Annotated in this window: 15 protein-coding genes; 10 read left to right on the top strand and 5 right to left on the bottom strand. The window is 59.1% G+C overall.

What is annotated here, in order from left to right; translation table 11 throughout:
- Positions 1 to 9: 9 nt before the first annotated feature.
- Positions 10 to 1761 (bottom strand): T9SS type A sorting domain-containing protein, encoded by a 1752-nt coding sequence (locus IPM12_03960; GenBank protein MBK9146961.1) that lies wholly within the window; start codon positions 1759 to 1761, stop codon positions 10 to 12.
- Positions 1762 to 1825: 64 nt separating this feature from the next.
- Entirely contained in the window at positions 1826 to 2152 is a 327-nt protein-coding gene (locus IPM12_03955; protein ID MBK9146960.1) for an N-acetyltransferase, read from the bottom strand.
- A 112-nt stretch (positions 2153 to 2264) separates the two neighbouring features.
- Between IPM12_03955 and IPM12_03950 the strand changes: the two genes are divergently transcribed.
- From IPM12_03950 to ybeY, 6 genes are all read left to right on the top strand, one after another.
- On the top strand, positions 2265 to 3821 hold the full coding sequence (locus IPM12_03950; GenBank protein MBK9146959.1) for a T9SS type A sorting domain-containing protein: 1557 nt from the start codon (positions 2265 to 2267) through the stop codon (positions 3819 to 3821).
- Between the two features lie 54 nt (positions 3822 to 3875).
- Entirely contained in the window at positions 3876 to 4841 is a 966-nt protein-coding gene (locus tag IPM12_03945; protein ID MBK9146958.1) for a glycosyltransferase family 2 protein, read from the top strand.
- An 88-nt stretch (positions 4842 to 4929) separates the two neighbouring features.
- The gene (locus IPM12_03940; GenBank protein MBK9146957.1) at positions 4930 to 6672 is read left to right on the top strand and encodes a T9SS type A sorting domain-containing protein; all 1743 of its coding nucleotides are present in this window, start codon (positions 4930 to 4932) and stop codon (positions 6670 to 6672) included.
- Between the two features lie 85 nt (positions 6673 to 6757).
- Complete coding sequence (locus tag IPM12_03935; GenBank protein ID MBK9146956.1) at positions 6758 to 10168, top strand: DUF4175 domain-containing protein; 3411 nt, start codon at positions 6758 to 6760, stop codon at positions 10166 to 10168.
- 44 nt (positions 10169 to 10212) lie between these two features.
- Entirely contained in the window at positions 10213 to 10611 is a 399-nt protein-coding gene (locus tag IPM12_03930) for an ATP-binding protein (GenBank protein MBK9146955.1), read from the top strand.
- Between the two features lie 6 nt (positions 10612 to 10617).
- Positions 10618 to 11034, top strand: a complete 417-nt coding sequence (gene ybeY, locus IPM12_03925; protein MBK9146954.1) for an rRNA maturation RNase YbeY — start codon at positions 10618 to 10620, stop codon at positions 11032 to 11034.
- A 15-nt stretch (positions 11035 to 11049) separates the two neighbouring features.
- Here the strand turns inward: ybeY and IPM12_03920 are convergent, their stop codons facing one another.
- Positions 11050 to 11436 (bottom strand): hypothetical protein, encoded by a 387-nt coding sequence (locus IPM12_03920; protein ID MBK9146953.1) that lies wholly within the window; start codon positions 11434 to 11436, stop codon positions 11050 to 11052.
- Between the two features lie 132 nt (positions 11437 to 11568).
- Here IPM12_03920 and mnmG point away from each other — a divergent pair, with 132 nt between their 5' ends.
- The 4 genes from mnmG to IPM12_03900 all read left to right on the top strand — a co-directional run bounded on the left by mnmG (position 11569) and on the right by IPM12_03900 (position 17396).
- A complete protein-coding gene (gene mnmG / locus IPM12_03915; protein ID MBK9146952.1) occupies positions 11569 to 13455 on the top strand; it encodes a tRNA uridine-5-carboxymethylaminomethyl(34) synthesis enzyme MnmG in 1887 nt (628 codons plus the stop codon).
- 22 nt (positions 13456 to 13477) lie between these two features.
- Positions 13478 to 14362: a class I SAM-dependent methyltransferase gene (locus IPM12_03910; GenBank protein ID MBK9146951.1), complete on the top strand. Its 885-nt coding sequence runs from the start codon at positions 13478 to 13480 to the stop codon at positions 14360 to 14362.
- Between the two features lie 202 nt (positions 14363 to 14564).
- Positions 14565 to 16124, top strand: coding sequence for an aldehyde dehydrogenase family protein (locus tag IPM12_03905; protein MBK9146950.1), 1560 nt, complete (start codon positions 14565 to 14567; stop codon positions 16122 to 16124).
- A gap of 606 nt (positions 16125 to 16730) precedes the next feature.
- On the top strand, positions 16731 to 17396 hold the full coding sequence (locus tag IPM12_03900) for a TlpA family protein disulfide reductase (GenBank protein ID MBK9146949.1): 666 nt from the start codon (positions 16731 to 16733) through the stop codon (positions 17394 to 17396).
- A 3-nt stretch (positions 17397 to 17399) separates the two neighbouring features.
- Here the strand turns inward: IPM12_03900 and IPM12_03895 are convergent, their stop codons facing one another.
- On the bottom strand, positions 17400 to 18899 hold the full coding sequence (locus tag IPM12_03895; protein ID MBK9146948.1) for a M28 family peptidase: 1500 nt from the start codon (positions 18897 to 18899) through the stop codon (positions 17400 to 17402).
- Between the two features lie 4 nt (positions 18900 to 18903).
- On the bottom strand, positions 18904 to 19341 hold the full coding sequence (rpiB, locus tag IPM12_03890; protein ID MBK9146947.1) for a ribose 5-phosphate isomerase B: 438 nt from the start codon (positions 19339 to 19341) through the stop codon (positions 18904 to 18906).
- Positions 19342 to 19726 lie beyond the last annotated feature (385 nt).

The raw sequence follows: 19726 nt of genomic DNA, 5'->3' as shown, positions 1-19726 counted from the left end.
CTGGGGCGCCTAGCGCTGGATCACCATGCGCTGCTCCCGACGTTCTCCAGCAGCCGTGATTCGCAGGATGTAGCTGCCCGGAGCCGCATCGGTGCTCACCCAAGCGGATTGATTGCGCGATAACTGCAACCCATCCCTGTGGACCAGGCGGCCGCTCATGTCCAAGAGCTCTACCATTGCCCGGCCTTCAGCGCCTGCCGCAATGAAGAACGCTCCGGAGTTCGGGTTGGGATGAACCCTGAGGCCGTTGGCCGTGTTCAGCCCCAGGCCGTCGCATACATCAACGAGGAACTGCGCTCCGGCCGCATCGAGATCGGCACAGAGCGAATTGCTGCTTATGAAGTCCAGCACTTCAGCCGCTGTAGTCTCGCCCTGTACGATGAATCCGGGGTCGAATGTGAGGGGGTCGAAAACAAAACTGTGGATGGCAAACTCACCGACCCCCATCACTACGAATGCGGGGTCAAGGCCTGCGTCGAGTATCAAGAGGCTAGACCCCTGGGTGAGAACGAAGACCTGAACGAAGCCGTCCGGAACCACGGCATCACCATTCGGGCTGGTGAACAGGCTGGCCTCTCCATCCACCAGGCATATCACGGCACCGGGTCCATTGGTGGTTCCTGCGTCGGCATCACATGGATCAGCGCATTGCACAACGGTGTATGCCGCGCCCGTAACATCGAGGCTCGCGCAGATGCTGCCCCCCCCTTGGATCAGCAGGGCGTTCACATCAACTCCCGTGGTCACGCCGAACTCGATGCTGCTCAGGTCCAGCGTGGCCGGGTCATACACCAAGGTGTGTATGGTGTGCAGACCAACTGCCGTCGCATCGAAGAGCGGGTCAGGGCCGGCGTCGATGATCGTGAGCCCAGCGCCCTGCGTGAGCACATAAATGACCTCGTAGCCAACAGGGACCACGGCATCGCCGCCAGGAAGGCCGATTAACTCCACGCTTCCGCCCGGCTCCAGGCAGGGAATGAAATCGACGCCGCCGAGGGTGCCGGCGAACGCATCGCATCCACCCGAGCAATCCTCCACCGTGAAATCGATGCTGAGGCTGTCTGTGGCCGCCGCGATTGCGGCACCATCCTGTGCGCTCACCACATATTTCACGCTGTGCATGCCAATGCCAGCTACCGCGGGATCGAACAGGTTGCCCGTAACACCGGGTCCGGAAAAGGTTCCCCCTGGGGTGCCGGTCGGCACCAGCGCGAAGGGCTCGTCGGTATTGCAGAGCGGCGCACCAGGGCCAGAGAATGCGGGATCCGGAAGTATGGTGATCATGGTTGGAAAGCCCACCTCATTGCCGTTTTGTGCAATGGGCCCGAAGCCTCCGCAGGTGAGCGAAAAGGGCCATGCATTCACGTTCACGACCAGATCGACCGACGCTTCGAAGACCCCAGCCTCCATGGGCGAGCCCGAGAGCGCGCCGCAGCCATTCGCCGGAGGGGTGTAGGAGGCTTGGTTGGTTGTGCCCGTTAGTCCGCCCGGCAACTGATTGAACGCCACGCTTGTGATTTGCGTGATCCGAATGGAGACGCCGGTGAGCGTAGGGTCGAACAGCGTGGCAGGGGTGCACTCGGTGGTCACATGGAAGGAGATGGCATCGCTGTACGGCTCGCCGATGCGGCCATCGATGAATGCGGCGGAGCATAGGCCGCCCCAGGCCGGGAGCTGGCTCAAACAATCGACCGGCGTGCATTGGGAGAGCGCTCGAGCTGCTAGTAGGAGTACGAAGGGGGCCGCGTATCGTATGGTCATGCGCTGATGGGTTGGTGATGCCGCAGGCACGGCCCAACAAGAATAGAAGCGGGAAACGAAGGGGCTAAACCTGTACGCCTTTCAACAGCAGGCGCTTCCAAGCGGTATGCTTCCGGAGATAGGCCTTGATCGCCGGAGCGGTGGGAATCAGCTTGAGCCGGTTCTCTTCGACCCACATCAAGGTTTTCTCCAGCACCACATCACCCACGCCGAGCTCAGCCACCTGACGCGGCACATCGAGCGTGCCGAGGAATATGCGGTCCCCGTCGCGGTCGTACTCCATACGGGCGCGGTGCTCACCTACCCGAAGGATGAATTGCCGAGAATCGGGCTCGTCGATCAATGGCTGGGCCATCAAATCGATTGTCTCCAAGGATGGCTTGTTCGTCATGGTTGGTTGGGAGCGCGAAATTAGCATCCGTGGCGGTGCGGCGCAGCGCCTGGTTCCACCGGTATCGGCCGAACAGCCTTTATCTGGGCGAACACGGCTACCTTGCCCCATCATGAAACGAACGCTGTTCGGCTTCTGCGCAGGCTGCATTGCGGCAAGCGCCATGTCCCAGTGCGGGCCTTGCGCCATTAGTGACACCTGTACGGTTGATCCGCCCTTCCCTACCGTATGCCCGGCAATCACCCCGATCGGCACCGTGGGGGTTCCGTATGATCTTGACGTGACCTTCTGGATCCCGCCCTCATTCGCGGAGCCGACCACCCAGCTGAATGTGGTTCTGCAAGAGGTCACGTTGGTGAGCATGGAGAATGTTCCGCTTGGGCTCACCTACGAGGCCAGCAGCCCAACGCTCATCTACTACCCGCAGGTCGATCCCTTCGGTTGCGTACGGGTCTGCGGCGTTCCCATGGTGGCGGGCAACGATACCATTCAGCTCACGGCGGTCGCGCAAGGAACGGTCGGTGGCATCGCCATCAACCAGAACTACAGCCTGGGCATTCCCATCCAGGTGCTGCCCGCCCCTCAGGACACCGTTGCGGACTTCACCTCCGCTCCCGACTCGCTGTGCGCGCCGATGACCGTTGCGTTCTCCGAGGCCGTCGGTGCGGCGGGCATGACAACCACCTTCACCTGGGACTTCGGCAACGGAACCAGCTTCAGCGGAAGCGCCCCGCCAGAGCAGACCTACACCGAGGGCGGACAGTACCCGGTTAGCCTTCAACGCGCCTTCTCCGTGCCGATGCTCACGCAAGTCTCGGTCAGCGGGGTGTCCAATAGTTGGTGCGGCGATCTGGATGAACCCAACCTGCCCATTGTCGGTTGCGTGGGCCAGCCCGACCTGTACTTCACCGTCCAGGATTCGCGCCTGGCGATCTGGCGGTCGAGCACCTTGAATAACGTGCAGAGCACGACATGGAACAACCTATCCATTCCGCTCGGATTCCCGCCCTTCACCCTGCGCATCTATGATCAGGATGAACTGAGCGATGACGACCTGCTGGGCAACTTCATCATCACTTCGGCAACAGGCAGCGCATCGTTCAGCCAAGGGGGCACCAACGGCACTCGACAGGTTGAGGTGCAAACGGTGCTCATCACAACGTATTCTGATACGGTTCATGTGCTCGGCAACCCGGTATTCACGCTCGCTTACGATGAGGTCACTGGAACCGTCTGCGCAACCGATCAGTCACTGGGAACCTATGCCTGGTCCCTCGACGGGCTGCTCGTTGAGGGCCAAACCGGTCCTTGCGTACCTGCGAGCAATGGACTTTGGAGCCTATTGGGAACCACCGTCGAAGGCTGCAGCGGCTCTGCTCAACTGCTCCTTTCGGGTGTTGGGATCAACGAGGTCGACACGGGCCTTCGCCTCCAGTTGCATCCGGTTCCTTCTTCCGGCGCGGTGACGCTGATCGCCTCTGTTGGCGGAATAGCCGATATCACCGTGCTTGATCCCGGCGGTCGCGTGGTGCATGCTGAGCGGCGCGCTCAGCTGGGCGAGAAGGGCGCCGTGCTCGACCTCGCGCATCTTGGTGCCGGCTACTATCTGGTGCGCGTGGAAGTCGATGGAACGTCGAGCACCGTGCGTCTGATGCTCGCACCGCATTAGGCGCCGGATCCGGAAGCGCGGCCCGCCATGCCTTCGCCTCGCATCTCGGTGCTGATGACCCTTTACAACAAGGGGCCTTATGTGGAAGAGGCGGTGCGCAGCGTGCTTTCCAGCTCGTTCGCCGACTTCGAGTTGATCGTGATGGATGACGCCAGCACCGATGATGGGCCCGACCGCATCCGCGCCTTCGAGGACGAACGCATCCGACTGGTGTGCCATGCGGTGAATACGGGTCGCGCCCGCAATGCGAACCGGGGCTTCGATGCGGCGCGCGGGGATTTCATCGCCATCCTCGACGCCGATGATGCCATGCACCCAGAGCGGCTGGCACGCCAGCTCGCGTTCATGGAGGCGCATCCCCGAATAGGCGCTTGCGGCACGGCGGCGCAGTTGATCGGCGAGCGTCATCGCGTCGTGCGATGGCCTGACGACGACGACACCGCGCGCGGCTTGTTGTTGTTCGAAGACCCCTTGCTCTATGGCTCGGCCATGTTCCGTCGGTCTGTACTGGACGAACACCGGTTGCGGTGCCCAGAGGATTGGGATGGGCCTGGTATGGATTACCTATTCCTGTTGCGTGTTGCTGGTGTCACGAAGGTTGCCAGCCTTCCCGATGCGCTCACGCACTACCGCATCGGGCCGAACAACTTTCGGCACGGACGCGATCGCTTGACCGATGCAGGGCGCATCGCGCGCGAGGCCCTCCGCTTTTTCGGCATCGCGGCCAATGACCCGGAGATCCGCGCGCATTTAACGCTCCTCCGGCGCATCGAAGCCCCGACTAGCGCGCAAGAGGTGGGGGCGCTCAACGCGTGGGCCGATCGGCTCCTGGCCTTCAACCGGAAGGCCTGCACCTTCAGCCCCGATGTGTTCGAGGGTCGCATCCATGCCGAATTGGAGCATGTGTTCTGCCTTCTCGCTGACCGCGATGCGCGCTTGGCCAGGCTGCATGCGCGCCTCTCGGGAGGATGGTCCATCGGCAGGCTCCGATACTACCTCGCCTCGCGCATGCGATCGTGACCGAGAAGTCGCCGAGAATCGCTTTCCGTTACATTGCCTTCGCAACGCCAAACCCAAGATCATGTGTCACGCTACGCGCTCCTTTTTGTTGCTCGCCTTCCTTGTGCTGGTGGCCTCGGCTAAAGCGCAATGTCCGGGCTGCACGCCCGATTTGAATTGCACCGTGAGCCCCGCTTTCCCCACGCTCTGTCCTGAGGCCGCGCCCGATGCAACGGTTGGTGTTTATTACGAGGCCGATTTCACCTTCTGGATGCCTGCCGCCTTCACCGATCCGGGCTCCGGATTCGATGTGACCCTGCTTCAGCTCACCGTCACCGGCGTTTCGGGCCTTCCCTTTGGCCTGGACTTCACCCCCAATTCGCCCGGCGGCGTGTACTACCCGCAAGACAATGAGTTCGGTTGCGCCCGCATCTGCGGCACCCCATTCGGCGCTGGCGAGTTCCCCATCACCGTGAGCGTTGTTGCCCAAGTCACGGCCAGCGGCATCACCTTGGATGTTCCCACGAGTTTCCCCATCACGCTTATTGTATTGCCCGGAACCGGCGGGAACACGAGCTTCACTTACGCGCCCACCTCCGGCTGCGGCTCCGTTGAGGCTACATTCCAAGCACTCATCGATGGCAACCCCTCGCCTACCGCTTATGCCTGGGACTTCGGCAATGGAAGCACCAGCACCTTGGCCGCGCCTCCGGCGCAGGTGTTCTCGCCTGATGGGACCTACCAAGTGACCCTGCAGACCACGATAGGCGGCTTTGTGCTGCAAACCGTCACGCTCACAGGCGTGAATGGCAATTGGTGCGGCGATGTCGAAGAGCCCAATCTGCCCCTTATTGGATGCACCGGTACGCCTGACCCCTATTTCGTGCTGACCAATGCCGGCGGCGGCACATACACTTCCAGCGCGTTCACCGATGTGTCCACCGGATTGTGGACGAGCCTGGGCCTTTTGCTCGACAATCCACCCTATTCCATCTCCTTCTATGATGAAGATGTGGTGAGCGGCGATGATTTATTGGGGACGTACAACCTTGCCATCACGGGCGAGGGCACCTACTTCATCAATGTGGCCGGCGGCACCACAGGAAGCATGGAGATCACCAATGAGCCGCAGCAGGTGTACAATGACACCGCCTTCGTGGTGGTGTACCCGCTGCCAGAGGTGGTGCTTGAAGAGAATGATGTCACCGGTGAGTTGTGCGCGAGCGACCAGAGCCTTGGCACCTATGCCTGGCTGCTCGATGGGCAGCCCGTGCCCGATGAAGTCGGCCCCTGCCTGCTGCCGAGCGGCCCGGGCGCTTGGCAGGTAATCGGCTACAATGGTTTCGGCTGCTCCGATACGAGCAATGCCATCGTGGTGTGCCCGGTATTCAGCATCGCGCAGAACGGCAACATCGTCTTCGTGCCGAGTGGCTACCTCAGCTATGCTTGGACATTCAATGGTGCTGCAATCGGAAGCAACAGCCCCTTCGTCTTCTTGCAAGGCGACGGGCTCTATGGCGTAACCGTTGACGCGGGCAACGGATGCATCATCTCGCTCACCTTCCTCTGGGACACCACGGGCCTGACCGAAGCCGAGGCCGCTTCGGCCCGCATGGAGGTTTTCCCGGTGCCGAGCAATGGCCTGCTGAACGTGGTGGCCGAAGGGTTGCGGAAGCCGCGCGTGCGCATCGAGGTCCTGGACCTCTCCGGCCGGTTGGCCCATGCCGAACAAGCCATGGCCAATCAGGGCCGGCTTCGTGCGGCCCTTGCGCTGAACCTGCCGCCAGGCACTTATACCATCCGGGTCCTCGATGATGATCAGGTGCTGACCCGACGGGCCGTGATTCATTGACCCCGGCCGCACGGGCAAACCCCTGCCCATGGGGTTAGCTTTGCTGCACTGCGCGGCCCACCTCCTCGCGCTCCGCCCTAACCCGATGCCCGGCGATTACGACCTTCTGATCGAGAAGCTCGACCGCTTCATCCGCAAGTACTACAAGGACTTGCTGATACGAGGCTCGATCTACGCAATCGGCGTTCTGGTCACATTGTTCCTGGCCGCCGCATTGCTCGAGCATCTGGGCCGCTTCGGCACCGGCACCCGCACTGTGCTATTCTGGGGCTTCGTCTTGTGCATGGGCGCCATACTCGTGCGCTTTGTCGTGGTCCCATTGGTGAGGCTCTTCCGGCTTGGGCCGGTGATCTCCCATGAGCAGGCCGCTCGCATCGTTGGTGACCACTTCGGCGAAGTGCGCGACAAGCTCCTGAACACACTGCAACTGAAAGGCCTCGCCGCAAACGAACCGCTTCAGCGCGAACTCATCGAAGCCGCCATTGCGCAGCGAAGCCGGGAACTGCGACCCGTTCCCTTCGTGCGCGCAATCGACCTCGGAAAGAACCGCCGGTACTTGCGTTATGCCGCCCCGCCGCTCGCGGTCCTGCTCGTGTTGCTGTTCGCGGCCCCCAGCTTGATCACCGGCCCAACGCGACGCCTGATCAAGCATGGCACCGAATTCCTCCCCGAAGCTCCCTTCCGTTTCGTGCTGCTCAACGACTCGCTCTCCGTGGCCGAGGACCAGGATTTCGAGATCCGGCTGGGCCTGGTCGGCGACCCGCTCCCGGTGCGCGCAGAAATCGAGATCGGCGACGCTTCCGTTCCGCTTGTTCGGCAATCAGCCGGTGAATTCACCCACCGCCTGCGTAACGTGCAGGGCCGGGTCGCCTTCCGCTTCTCAGCCGATGGCTTCAAGAGCGCAGAATACGCGCTGGATGCAATCCCTGCGCCGCTGGTCATGCGCCTCAACGCATCCCTTGACTTCCCGGACTACCTCGGCCTTGAGGACGTAGAGGAGAACTCTGCGGGCGACCTGACGATTCCTGCGGGCACGCGCATCACGTGGTTGGCAGAGGCTAGGAGCAGCGATGCATTGGAACTGGCCTTCGAGGATTCTGCCGTACGCGCGGTCCCGATGCCGGGCAGCGAAGGGCGACTGTTCTTTAGCGCGACCCGCCGGATGATGCAGAGCGGAACTTACTCGCTGCGCCCATCGCTGCAGGGCCGCGCGGGCGCCGGGTCCATGCGACATCGCATCGAGGTGGTGCCCGATCAGTATCCGACCATCAATGTCCGTTCCTCGGAAGACTCCACGGCCCTGCGCCGCTTATACTTCAATGGAGAGGCCGGTGACGACCACGGCATTCGCAAGCTCCTCTTCCATTACCGTTTCGCAAATGGAGGCGACAGCGTGCCTCCCGAACAACGTCAAGCCGCGCAACAACTCGTGACCGACCCGCGCAGCACGCGCCAGTCCTTCTTCCATACGTGGGACCTGTATGACATCAAGCTGGCCCCCGGAGACCGCCTGGAATACTGGTTCGAGGTCTGGGACAACGACGGCGTGAATGGGAGCAAGAGCACCCGCACCCCTGTGCAGGTATTCGCCGCGCCCAGCCTGAAGGAGCTCTCGGAGCGGCAGGAGGCCCGCAGCGAGGCTAGCAAGGGCCTTTTGCAGGAGAACATCAAAGAGGCGCGGGCCCTTCAGGAAGAGCTGGACAAGCTGCGCCGCAACCTGTTGGAGAAGAAAGAGCTGGATTGGCAGGATAAGCAGCGCATGGAGCAATTGCTTGATCGACAGAAAAAGCTCGAGGAGCGCATTGACCGTTCCGTGGAGCAGATGCGCTTGAGCCAACGGGAGAACCGCGAATTCAACCCGCTTGACGAGCGGCTGCTCGAGAAACAAGAGCGTCTACAAGAACTATTCGAGAACGTCTTGAGCGAAGAGATGAAGGAGCTCTATCGCAAGGTCGAAGAGCTCATGCAGAACATCGACAAGGAACAGCTTCAGGAGCAGTTGCGCGAGATGAAGCTCGGCCAGGAGGATGTCGAGAAGGAACTCGATCGCGCATTGGAGCTCTTCAAGCGCATGGAGGTGGAACAGAAGGCCGAAGAGATCGCCGATGAGATCAAAAGGCTCGCTGAGAAACAAGAGAAGCTGGGCGAAGAAACACGCGAAGGCGCACGCCCGAACGAGGACCTGAAGCAAGAACAGGACAAGCTGAACGAGGAATTCCAGGAACTCCGCAAGGAAATGGACCGGCTCTCGGAGAAAAACGAGCAACTCGAGGAGCCCATGTCGATACCGGACACCGATGCGCTCGAACAGGAGGTACAAGACCAGCAGCAGCAAAGCTCAGAAGAGCTTCAGCGCAAGCAGAACCAGAAAGCGGCCTCGGATCAGAAAGGAGCGGCTGAGAAGATGGAGCAGCTGGCCTACCAGATGGAGAATGCCATGCAGGGCGGCGCGCAACAGCAAGAGGAGGAGGACATGGATGCGCTGCGCCAGATCCTGGAGAACATCGTGCACCTGAGCTTCAGCCAGGAATCGCTCATGGGCGAGTTGTCCGCCACGAGCACGCGGGATCCGCGTTGGGTGGCGCACGGACGGGCGCAGCGAAAGCTCCGGGACGATGCCAAGGTGATTGAGGATTCGCTATTCGCCCTGAGCAAGCGCGTGCCTCAGATCCAGAGCACGGTGAACCGCGAGATGAACGCCGTGAACGATAACATGGATGAGGCGCGACGGCTAATCGGCGAAGCGCGAGCCAATGAGCGCTTCAAGCCGGCGGCGGCAGAGAAGCAGCAGCGCTCGATGACCTCGTTGAACAATCTCGCCCTGCTCTTGGATGAGGCGTTGCAGCAGATGATGCAGCAAATGAATGCCCAGAGCAAGCCCGGCGGAGGCAGCTGCAACAAACCGGGGAAGAAGGCGGGCGGCCAAGGCAACGGCAAGCCAAGCATGGCAAAGGCGCGTGCGCAGCAGCAAGCCCTGCAGAAGCAATTGGAGGAGATGCGCAAAGCGATGGAGCAAGGCAAGAAGCCCGGCGAGCAACGGGGCAAGGGAACCATGGGCCAACAAGGCATGAGCCAGCAGCTGGCCAGCCTCGCGGCGCAACAAGCGGCCATCCGCAAGGAGATGCAGCGGCTCGCCCAGGAGCTCAACCAGGACGGAAGCGGTGCAGGGAATGAAATCAACAAGCTGGCCCAGCAGATGGAGCAGCAGGAAAAGGACATCGTGAACAGGAACATCACCCCCGAGACGCTGCGACGGCAACAGGATCTGATGGTGCGCTTGCTCGAGCACGAGAAAGCCGAACGGGAGCGCGAGCTTGATCAGAAAAGGACCAGCAACGAGGGCCGTGAGTCCCCTCCGGCCGATCCGCAGCGTGCATTCGACCATCAGCGCCGGAAAGCGCGTGAAGCCGAGCTCCTCCGAACCGTACCGCCCGGCCTGAAGCCTTACTACCGTGATCGCGTGAATGCGTATTTCGGTACTTTTGACCGACCCTGAACAGCATGCCCGCACTCACCGAAGCCCTCGCCTTCACCGAACGAATCGAGTTCCCTGCGAAAGCAGAGAACATCGCTTTGGCGGAGAAATTAATCGATGATGCTTGCTCTCGGCACCGGGTGCATGAGAGCCTTTACGGGAACATCCTGATCGCGCTCACCGAGGCCGTGAACAATGCCATCCACCATGGCAATGGCCTCGATTCCTCTAAGCTAGTAGGCCTTGGCTATGAGGCACAGGAGGGCCGGTTGGTATTCGTGGTCTCGGACCAGGGACCCGGGTTCGATCATACCAACCTGCCCGACCCCACCGACCCCCAGAACCTGGAAAAGCCCCACGGCCGCGGCGTGTATCTTATGCGTGCGTTGGCTGATCAAGTGGAATTCACGGACCACGGAGCCACCGTCGCGCTGGCGTTCGAACTGGCTCCGAAAGCGGATTAGTTTCGGATGGGCCACATCGCATTCCTGGCGCGCGAGGTGCCGAATGCGTTCGGCGATCGAAAGCGGCTCCGAGCTTGGTTAGAGCGCGTTGCTGCCGAGCATGGTTCACGAATCGATGAGCTCAATTTCGTCCTGCTTTCCGACGCCGCCCTGCATGGGTTCAATCAGCGGTACCTCAAGCATCGTGATCTTACGGATGTGATCACCTTCGACCTGCAGGCCGGTTCCGGAATTGCGGGCGATGTCTTGATCAGCCTGGACCGCGTCCGTGAGAATGCCTTGCACTATGGCGTGCCGATCTCCCACGAACTGCGGCGCGTCATGGTCCACGGGTTGCTACATCTTCTCGGCCACCATGACAAGAAAAAGGACGAGCGCGCTGCAATGAGCGCGCTCGAAGATGCTTACCTCAAGGTCTATTGAGCCGCTTGGGCTCGTTCAGCGCTTCGCTTTGCGCTCATCTAGGATCGCAGTAGCGTTGTTGCGCACCATTTCGGACTTCGCCAATACCTCGGTCCATTGATCGGCCATCGAAGGATCATTCACCGTGCCCAACAGGCTCTCAAGCTGCTCGAGCGCCCGCTCAATCCGAGCCTTCATGTTCTTCTGCTCCGATGTGGCGGCATTCGCATCCGGGCCAATCTCGCGCCCCAGGTGCGCCAACTCCCGGCTAAGCAACCCGTAAGACTCCTTTAGTCCGGCGCTCTGGCTCGCCACGGCTTCGGAGGAATAAGCCTGGTTGGATGCGGTTGATGAGCCTTCTTTCTGTGCCTGCACGCAAACGGCGGTGAGGACCAAGGCCATTGTGGCAATGAAATGCTTCATGTTTCGGTTGGTTGGGGCGGTGAAGTTCGGTGTTTTTTCCCTTGGGGGGGCTTCGTTATGACGCGGGTGACGCGCCATGTGGTTGCCTCTTAAGCGTTCATGGCCTGATGTACGTCCGTTACTTTGCCCATCATGCTGCAGGTGGATTACGATATCATCGTGGTGGGTGCGGGTCACGCAGGGTGTGAAGCCGCCGCCGCCGCCGCCAATTTGGGTTCGCGTGTGCTACTGGTTACGATGAACATGGGGGTCATTGGCCAAATGAGCTGCAACCCTGCAATGGGCGGAATAGCTAAGGGGCAGATTATCAGAGAGATAGATGCTATCGGAGGGTATAGTGGGGTAATCAGCGACAAGAGCGCTGTTCAGTTCCGCATGCTCAATCGTAGCAAAGGTCCGGCCATGTGGAGCCCAAGGACACAGAACGACCGGATGCGCTTTGCCTGGGAGTGGCGCAAGGCCTTGGAGCAAATTCCGAATGTGCATTTTCTACAGGACTCCGTAATTGGATTAGACATCAGGGGAAACGACCCCGCCCGAGTTTCCGGGGTGATTACGGGCATGGGCGCCACCATTCACGCGGCTGCGGTTGTGCTCACCAGCGGCACATTCATGAATGGGGTCATGCACGTGGGCGAGAAGCGATTCGGCGGAGGGCGCTCGGGCGAAAAAGCCAGCCACGGCATCACCGAGCAGTTGGTCGATCTTGGGTTCCGCGCGGGTCGAATGAAGACCGGAACCCCGCCGCGGGTTGATGGGCGCAGCATCGATTATTCCGTGATGGAGGAACAGCCAGGTGATGCAGACCCCAATAAGTTCAGCTTCGATCCCTCAACCAAGAGGCTGGAGAAACAGTTGAGTTGCTGGGTGACGCAAACAAGTGAGGAGGTGCATGATATCCTGCGCACGGGGTTCAATCGCAGTCCCATGTTCGCGGGTCGCATTCTTGGGACCGGGCCGCGATATTGTCCGAGCATTGAAGATAAGATCAACCGCTTCTCAGAAAAGGACAGCCACCAAATCTTCGTCGAGCCGGAAGGATGGGATACGGTTGAGACTTACATCAATGGATTCAGCACGAGCTTGCCTGAGGACGTTCAGATCGCAGCGCTCCGGAAAGTCAAAGGCTTCACCAACGCGCGCATCTTCAGACCTGGCTATGCCGTTGAGTACGACTTCTTCCCGCCCACTCAGCTGCATCACACCTTGGAGACGAAGCGCATCCATGGTTTGTACTTCGCAGGTCAAATCAATGGGACTACAGGGTACGAGGAGGCGGCCTGCCAAGGGCTGATTGCTGGAATAAACGCCCATCTGAAGCTGCGCGAACTCCCCCCTTACATCCTCCGCCGCGATGAGGCGTACATCGGGGTTCTAATTGATGACCTGGTTACCAAGGGCACGGACGAACCCTACCGGATGTTCACCAGCAGAGCCGAATTCCGAATCTTGCTTCGGCAAGACAATGCCGATGCCCGGCTCACCCCTGGTGCGCACGCCATTGGTTTAGCAAGCAATGACCGCATGCGCCGCGTTGAACGGAAGTCTCGGCTGGCCGATGAGATGAAGCGCGCGCTTCAATCGGAAAGTCTGGCACCAGATGTGGCCAATGAGCTCCTTGTTCCACGTGGAACGGCAGCGGTGAAACAGCGAACCAGATGCTACGATTTGCTGCTAAGGCCGCAAATCAGCCTGGAACAAATACTCACCCACTCTAGAGAACTTACGAATCGGGCAGCAGGCTTCGACGAATTGCAGGCAGAAGTGCTCGAGCAGGTAGAGGTTGAAGCCAAATACAGCGGCTATATTCTAAAAGAGCGCCAACTGGCGGATAAGATGTCCCAGCTCGAGAACCTTGCGATTGGGGAGGACTTCAGCTTTCACCAGCTCTCCTCCCTATCGTTTGAGGCAAGAGAAAAACTCGAGATGATAAAGCCGAAAACCATTGGACAGGCTTCAAGGATAAGCGGGGTATCGCCGTCTGATATTGGCGTGCTCTTGGTTTATCTAGGCCGATAGGTTCCACGTGGAACAATTCTTCATGGAAACACTTACTTCTTGTCCTATCTGCAACTGCAGCGACTTAACTGAGGCGCTCAGGATTCCGGATTCTCAGCACTCCAAAGAATGGTTCACTCTTGTCGATTGCGCATCCTGTGGAATCCGGTTCACTAATCCACGACCAACCCCAATCTCCATCGGCCGTTACTACAGCTCACTGGAATATCTCTCCCACAATGCCGAGGGTCCAGGTGCATTGGCCCTTCTATATCGCATCGCCCGGCGATTCTCGTTAGTGCTCAAAAACCGGATGATTCGTGCATTTGCCTCTGACGGCAATTTGCTCGACTTCGGCTGTGGTTCGGGGGATTTTCTTGACCACATGCACCATTTGGGCTATCGGGTTCTCGGTGTCGAGCCCAGTCAGCGAGCACGTGAGCAGGCTGCCCTTCGGGGTCTGACCACCCTCGCCTCCCTCGAGGAACTGCCAAGTGAATCAAGTTTTCGCGTCATCACACTCTGGCACGTCCTTGAGCACTTGCACGATCCGAGAGCAACGCTCTCGGCGCTTTGCAATTGCCTTGAATCAGGTGGCCTCCTTGTCATTGCCGTTCCTGACCGAGAAAGCGCTGACGCCGAATTCTATGGCGCGTACTGGGCTGCCTGGGATGTTCCTCGACACTTATGGCACTTTCGCAAACAAGACATAAGGCGCCTTGTAGAATCATGCGGCTTAACGATTTCCTCTGAAAGGCGCATGTGGCTCGATGCCTATTACATCTCTCTTCTTAGCGAGAGGGCCAAGGGGCGCTCCACGGTTGCCGCTTGGCTGATGGCCATTACCATAGGAAGCTACTCGAACCTGAAAGCTTGGTTGTTCAACGGGTCAGCTTCAAGTTCACTGCTGTTTGCCCGGAAGCCATGACGGGTTCACTACTCTATTCCAGGTATACGGATTGAGGTCTAGCCCATGAGCACGCATGTTTATCTGAATACGACTAAATTTCTTCATATCTAATTGTTTATCAGAGACTTGCGCGCATCCCTATAGCGTGCAGACGTTGGATTGATTCGCCTTGGCTAGGGCTGCTGTACGGTGGTACATTCGCGCCCTTCAAAATCGACCTATGACCACCCCCACCATCGATAACTCACCCGCTCGTGCAATCATGGGCGACTTGGGTCTGGAATTCGAGAACAGCGGCGTCTCAACTGGCTACAATTGGCTCCCTGGCGAAGGCCAATCACTTACAAGCTTCAGTCCGGTCGACGGGCAACCCATCGGCAAAGTTCGCGGCGCCGGCCGGTCCGAGTATGACACTGTCGTTCAGCAAGCACAGCGCGCCTTCTTGTCCTGGCGCGAATGGCCTGCTCCGAAGCGCGGTGAAGTGGTGCGCCAGCTCGGCGATGAGCTGCGGGCGAACAAAGCGCAGCTGGGCAAACTGGTGAGCTACGAGATGGGTAAAAGCTACCAGGAGGGACTTGGTGAGGTACAGGAGATGATTGATATCTGCGATTTCGCTGTGGGCTTGAGCCGGCAGCTGCATGGCCTCACTATGCACAGCGAGCGGCCCGAACACCGCATGTATGAGCAGTGGCACCCCTTGGGTGTCGTTGGCGTAATCACGGCATTCAACTTCCCTGTGGCCGTGTGGAGTTGGAATGCCGCTTTGGCCTGGGTATGCGGTAACGTTACCATTTGGAAGCCCAGTGAGAAGACCCCGCTCTGCAGCGTCGCTTGCCAACTGATCGCCGCACGCGTGTTCAAGCGGAACGGTGTGCCCGAAGGGGTGAGTTGCGTGGTGAACGGGGTGCGGGAAGCGGGGGAGTGGCTCAGCGCGGATGAACGGCTGCCGATGGTGAGCGCCACCGGAAGCACCCGAATGGGAAAAGCGGTGGGTGCCATGGTGGGGAAAAGGCTCGGTCGTGCGCTCTTGGAGCTGGGGGGCAACAACGCGATCATCATCAGCGACAAGGCCGACCTTGACATGTCTGTTGTCGGCTGCTTGTTCGGTGCCGTTGGAACCGCCGGACAGCGTTGCACCAGCACGCGGCGACTGATCATCCACGACCGCGTATACGATGCTTTCTGCAAGCGCCTATCCGGTGCGTATAAGCAGCTTCGCGTAGGTAATCCGTTAGACGAGTCCAACCATGTTGGGCCATTGATCGACCATGATTCGGTTGAGAACTACCTGAGCGCGCTTGATTCGGCCAGGTCGCAGGGCGCTCGCGCACTAGTCGATGGAAAAGTCCTTGCGGGCCCCGGATACGAGAGCGGTTGCTACGTTCAACCAGCCATATTCGAGGCCACTCCGGACATGCCAATTGTTCAAGAGGAGACCTTTGCGCCCATTCTCTACCTCCTCCGATATTCTGGAGACATTCATGAAGCCATTGCGATTCAGAATGGTGTCAGGCAGGGGCTCAGCAGCGCCATCATGACATTGGACCTTCGCGAGGCCGAGCGATTCCTCAGTGCGTCGGGTAGCGATTGCGGTATTGCGAATGTGAACATTGGAACGAGTGGAGCCGAGATTGGGGGGGCCTTCGGCGGTGAGAAAGAAACCGGCGGGGGGAGGGAGAGCGGAAGCGATGCTTGGAAAGCTTACATGCGCAGACAGACCAACACCATCAACTACGGTCGCACGCTGCCTCTTGCTCAAGGAATTAAGTTTGACCTATAGCGCGACTGGCTTGGTTTGGTGCGGCCATCTACCTTCGGCGCCTTGAAAACCCGGATTGTCCTTGGCTTCTTGGTGCTTGCCTTAGCCGGTTGTGATTCTGAGACTCCTGCCATGCGAGCAGGGGAGTGGCGCGTTGAGCTTGATTTGAATGGCGAGTCGCTTCCGTTCTCTTGGCTTATCAAGCAGGATTCGTCTGGCGGCTATCATGCGGTCATCCGGAACGGTGAAGAATCGCTTGATGTGAGTGAGCTGCGAATCGAACGCGACTCATTCTTCCTGCGAATGCCCTTGTTCGATTCGGAGTTCCTTGGCCGATTGCATGGCGACAGTCTGATAGGCGGATTCTGGCGCAATTACACAAGGGGGTCGGCCTATAAAATCCCCTTCTCGGCTGTTCATGGTCCGCGTCCTCGATTCGCCGCTCAGGCCCCCGGCTCAGCGGAGCGCTTCGCAGGAATTTGGCAAACCTGGTTCAGCCCCAATTCTCCCGAGGCTTACAACGCCGTTGGGCGCTTCGACGCTTATCCTGATGGTTCCATTACGGGCACATTCATGACGGAGACGGGCGACTACAGGTTCTTGGCCGGCTCCTCATCCTCGGACTCCATGCACCTATCATGCTTCGATGGTTCCCATGCTTTCCTCTTCGCCGCCTGCCTAAGGAACGACTCGTTGATCGGTCGATTCTGGAGCGGAACGCATTGGCAAGAGCCTTGGATTGCGGTGCGCAACAGCTCCTATCGCTTACGCAATCCGGATTCGCTCACCTTCCTGCAAGATGGATTCGACCGTGTGGCCTTCCGATTCCCCGACCTCGACGGCGTTGAGCGTTCGCCCGACGACCCGGATTTCTCCAACCATCCGCTCTTAATTCACATCATGGGCAGCTGGTGCCCCAACTGCATGGACGAGACATTGCTCTTGCGCGAGATGCATGAGAAGTACAGCCCACATGGCCTTCGCATCATGGCGGTCGCCTTCGAGAAGCACTCAGACCAAAAAAGGGCATTGGACGCTTTGCGGCGCTACGCCAAATCGCTTAGCGTTCCTTACCCCATCCTATATGGTGGGTCGGCCTCTAAGGAAGAGGCTGGCGAGAAGCTGCCTTTTCTCAAGCGCCTGATCAGCTACCCGACCTGCCTCTTCATTGCAAGAGATGGAACCATTATGCGCATACGCACTGGTTTCTACGGCCCAGGAACCGGACCACATTACGATTCATACCGGAAGGACCTCGACGAGTTCCTTCGGCGTATGGTCGAGGAGACGTGAAGCTTAAGGCTTATCAACCCGGATACGCTGCACGCGGTTCGCCAGCCTCCAAGCCGTACAGAAAACTAGCCTTGCGCGAGATTCGAGCAAGTCGAACCTGATTTTCTCAACGTCGTCGCCCGGTCGATGATAATCCTCGTGGACGCCGCTGAAATAGAAGATGCATGGGATTCCTTTCCGTGCGAAATTGTAGTGGTCGCTGCGGTAATAGAATCGGTTCGGGTCATCCGCAGCATTGAAGGTGTAGTCCAGTTCAAGCCTGTCGCCATTGGCCAATTCATTCTCCCTGTGCAATTCGGTGCTCAGCTTGTCGCTGCCAATGATGTACACGTATGGGCCTGAAGCCGCGTGGGCGCTGTCCACGCGGCCAATCATGTCGATGTTCAGGTTAGCCACAGTCTGTTCCAAGGGGAAAACCGGGTGGTCGCTGTAATAGCGCGACCCAAGAAGTCCCCGCTCCTCACCGCTCACGGGCATCACCAGGACGCTCCGCTTCGGGCCATGCCCAGCGGCTTTAGCCAGCATGAAGGCCTGAGCGATCTCGATCAGGGCAACCGTTCCGCTCCCATCGTCATCGGCGCCGTTGAAGACAATTCCATCCTCCACGCCGATGTGGTCATAGTGCGCAGTGATGACGATGAGTTCATCCTTCATTTCCGAGCCTTCAATGTAAGCGAGCACATTCTCGGCTTGAATTCGGGCCTCGTGCCTATCTCGCTTGAAGGAGATTGCTGCGGTAAGCGCATTGCCATGTTGCCTCTTGAGTAGTTTGGCGGCACCTCGCCTACCAACCAAGCGCTGCAAGCCCTCCTCCGTAAGGTAGCACACCTGCATGCTTGAGCCGTTGCCATCCTTTTCTTCATCTGCATACAGCAAGCGCATGCTGGTCGCGCCGGCATGCACGAAGCCGCTGAGCAACTCCTTTGTGTCCTCACGCACCACCACCAGTGCGGCCTGGTACCCTGCTTTATTCACAGCCTCCAAGCCAGCGCGGGCTCCACGCATCCCCGCAAGTCCTTCGTCAGAATCCCGCGCATCGAGCACGACGACCGCGCGCGGGTTCGTGGCTAGTTCAACTGTTCTCCCCGGCTTCATGCCAATGAGTTGGTCAGCCACGAGGTCACTCTCAAGTTCCTCCGAGAAATAAAGCAGCTCGCCCGGCCAACTCAGCACGGAGCGCGCCGAGCGCAAGGAGATCGATCCCCTGCTCGACTCGATTAGCTCATAAGGTTGATAGAAGCCTTTCTCTACCCCAACGCACGACAACGGGGGAACGCCGAAGCCCCTGAACCTATCACGGAGGTAAGCCGCTGCCATCTTTTGCCCTTCCTTGCCGGTGTCCCTTCCCATGAAGGAATCGGAGGCGAGTACTTCCAGGTGCATCCGTAGCTCGCGCTGATCGATTGCCGCGGCGAAATGGTGCATTATCGAATCAGCTTGCCCGCGTGCATGCGCAGCGCAGCTGATCAGGCCGATAATCAGCGTCAAATGATTCAGCCTCATGCAATCAAATCGTTTCAATCTTCTCTATGCGTCGTTGATGCCTGCCCCCTTCGAAGCCTGTCCGCAAGAAAGCATCGACCATGGCTAACGCGATAGGTGCCGAAACGAAACGAGCAGGTATGGCAAGCACGTTTGCGTTGTTGTGCAAGCGCCCGAGCTCTGCAATCTCAGGATTCCAAGCCAAGGCGCATCGCACGCCGGGATGCCGATTCGCCGCCATGCTCACTCCATTCCCGCTTCCGCATATAAGGATTCCGAAATCTGATTCCCGGGAGGCCACGGCCCGCGCGACAGCATGTGCCGGGTCCGGATAATCCATGCTGTTCTCCGAATGCGTTCCCAAGTCATGGACCTCCCAACCTGCTTCACCAATATGGTTCGCCAGGATTCCCTTCAACCCGAACCCAGCATGATCGCTGCCGATTGACAGGCACTTTCGCATGCCGCGAATATACCCGTAGTGTCGAATAAGCAGGTATCAACAAGTCGCATGTTCATCTTCCATATTTCCTGTTGATATACGCTGGTAAGTTTCGGTATTCCACGATCCTGTCAATTTCTGGTGACTCATGGCCGGTACCATGTTAATCATCCCCGTGTTTCTCAACCGTTGCTCAACAATGGAATGCCTTTCCATAAGCCGCAAGTTATCCACCCTCCCCCTAATCAAGTCCCATGCACGATCGTTAATGCACCTATTTGCACCCTTGACATCCAGGGTCAAATGATCGGACTACGGTGGCAACCGATCGTGGCCCGACAGTGAATTACTTTTGATAACCCGAAGAAGCAACCAAGCGGCCATCCAGATGCGAACAGATCCAACC

This window comes from Flavobacteriales bacterium, assembly GCA_016716605.1.
Classification (GTDB): Bacteria; Bacteroidota; Bacteroidia; order Flavobacteriales_F; family PHOS-HE28; genus PHOS-HE28.
This window is presented reverse-complemented; position numbering and strand designations above follow the sequence as displayed.

Excerpts from the sequence above, each read along its gene's own strand:
- IPM12_03960 (MBK9146961.1), bottom strand. The coding sequence starts at position 1,761 with ATGACCATACGATACGCGGCCCCCTTCGTACTCCTACTAGCAGCTCGA.
- IPM12_03955 (MBK9146960.1), bottom strand. The coding sequence starts at position 2,152 with ATGACGAACAAGCCATCCTTGGAGACAATCGATTTGATGGCCCAGCCA.
- IPM12_03950 (MBK9146959.1), top strand. The coding sequence starts at position 2,265 with ATGAAACGAACGCTGTTCGGCTTCTGCGCAGGCTGCATTGCGGCAAGC.
- IPM12_03945 (MBK9146958.1), top strand. The coding sequence starts at position 3,876 with ATGACCCTTTACAACAAGGGGCCTTATGTGGAAGAGGCGGTGCGCAGC.
- IPM12_03935 (MBK9146956.1), top strand. The coding sequence starts at position 6,758 with ATGCCCGGCGATTACGACCTTCTGATCGAGAAGCTCGACCGCTTCATC.
- ybeY (MBK9146954.1), top strand. The coding sequence starts at position 10,618 with ATGGGCCACATCGCATTCCTGGCGCGCGAGGTGCCGAATGCGTTCGGC.
- IPM12_03920 (MBK9146953.1), bottom strand. The coding sequence starts at position 11,436 with ATGAAGCATTTCATTGCCACAATGGCCTTGGTCCTCACCGCCGTTTGC.
- mnmG (MBK9146952.1), top strand. The coding sequence starts at position 11,569 with ATGCTGCAGGTGGATTACGATATCATCGTGGTGGGTGCGGGTCACGCA.
- IPM12_03910 (MBK9146951.1), top strand. The coding sequence starts at position 13,478 with ATGGAAACACTTACTTCTTGTCCTATCTGCAACTGCAGCGACTTAACT.
- IPM12_03905 (MBK9146950.1), top strand. The coding sequence starts at position 14,565 with ATGACCACCCCCACCATCGATAACTCACCCGCTCGTGCAATCATGGGC.
- IPM12_03900 (MBK9146949.1), top strand. The coding sequence starts at position 16,731 with ATGCACCTATCATGCTTCGATGGTTCCCATGCTTTCCTCTTCGCCGCC.
- IPM12_03895 (MBK9146948.1), bottom strand. The coding sequence starts at position 18,899 with ATGAGGCTGAATCATTTGACGCTGATTATCGGCCTGATCAGCTGCGCT.
- rpiB (MBK9146947.1), bottom strand. The coding sequence starts at position 19,341 with ATGCGAAAGTGCCTGTCAATCGGCAGCGATCATGCTGGGTTCGGGTTG.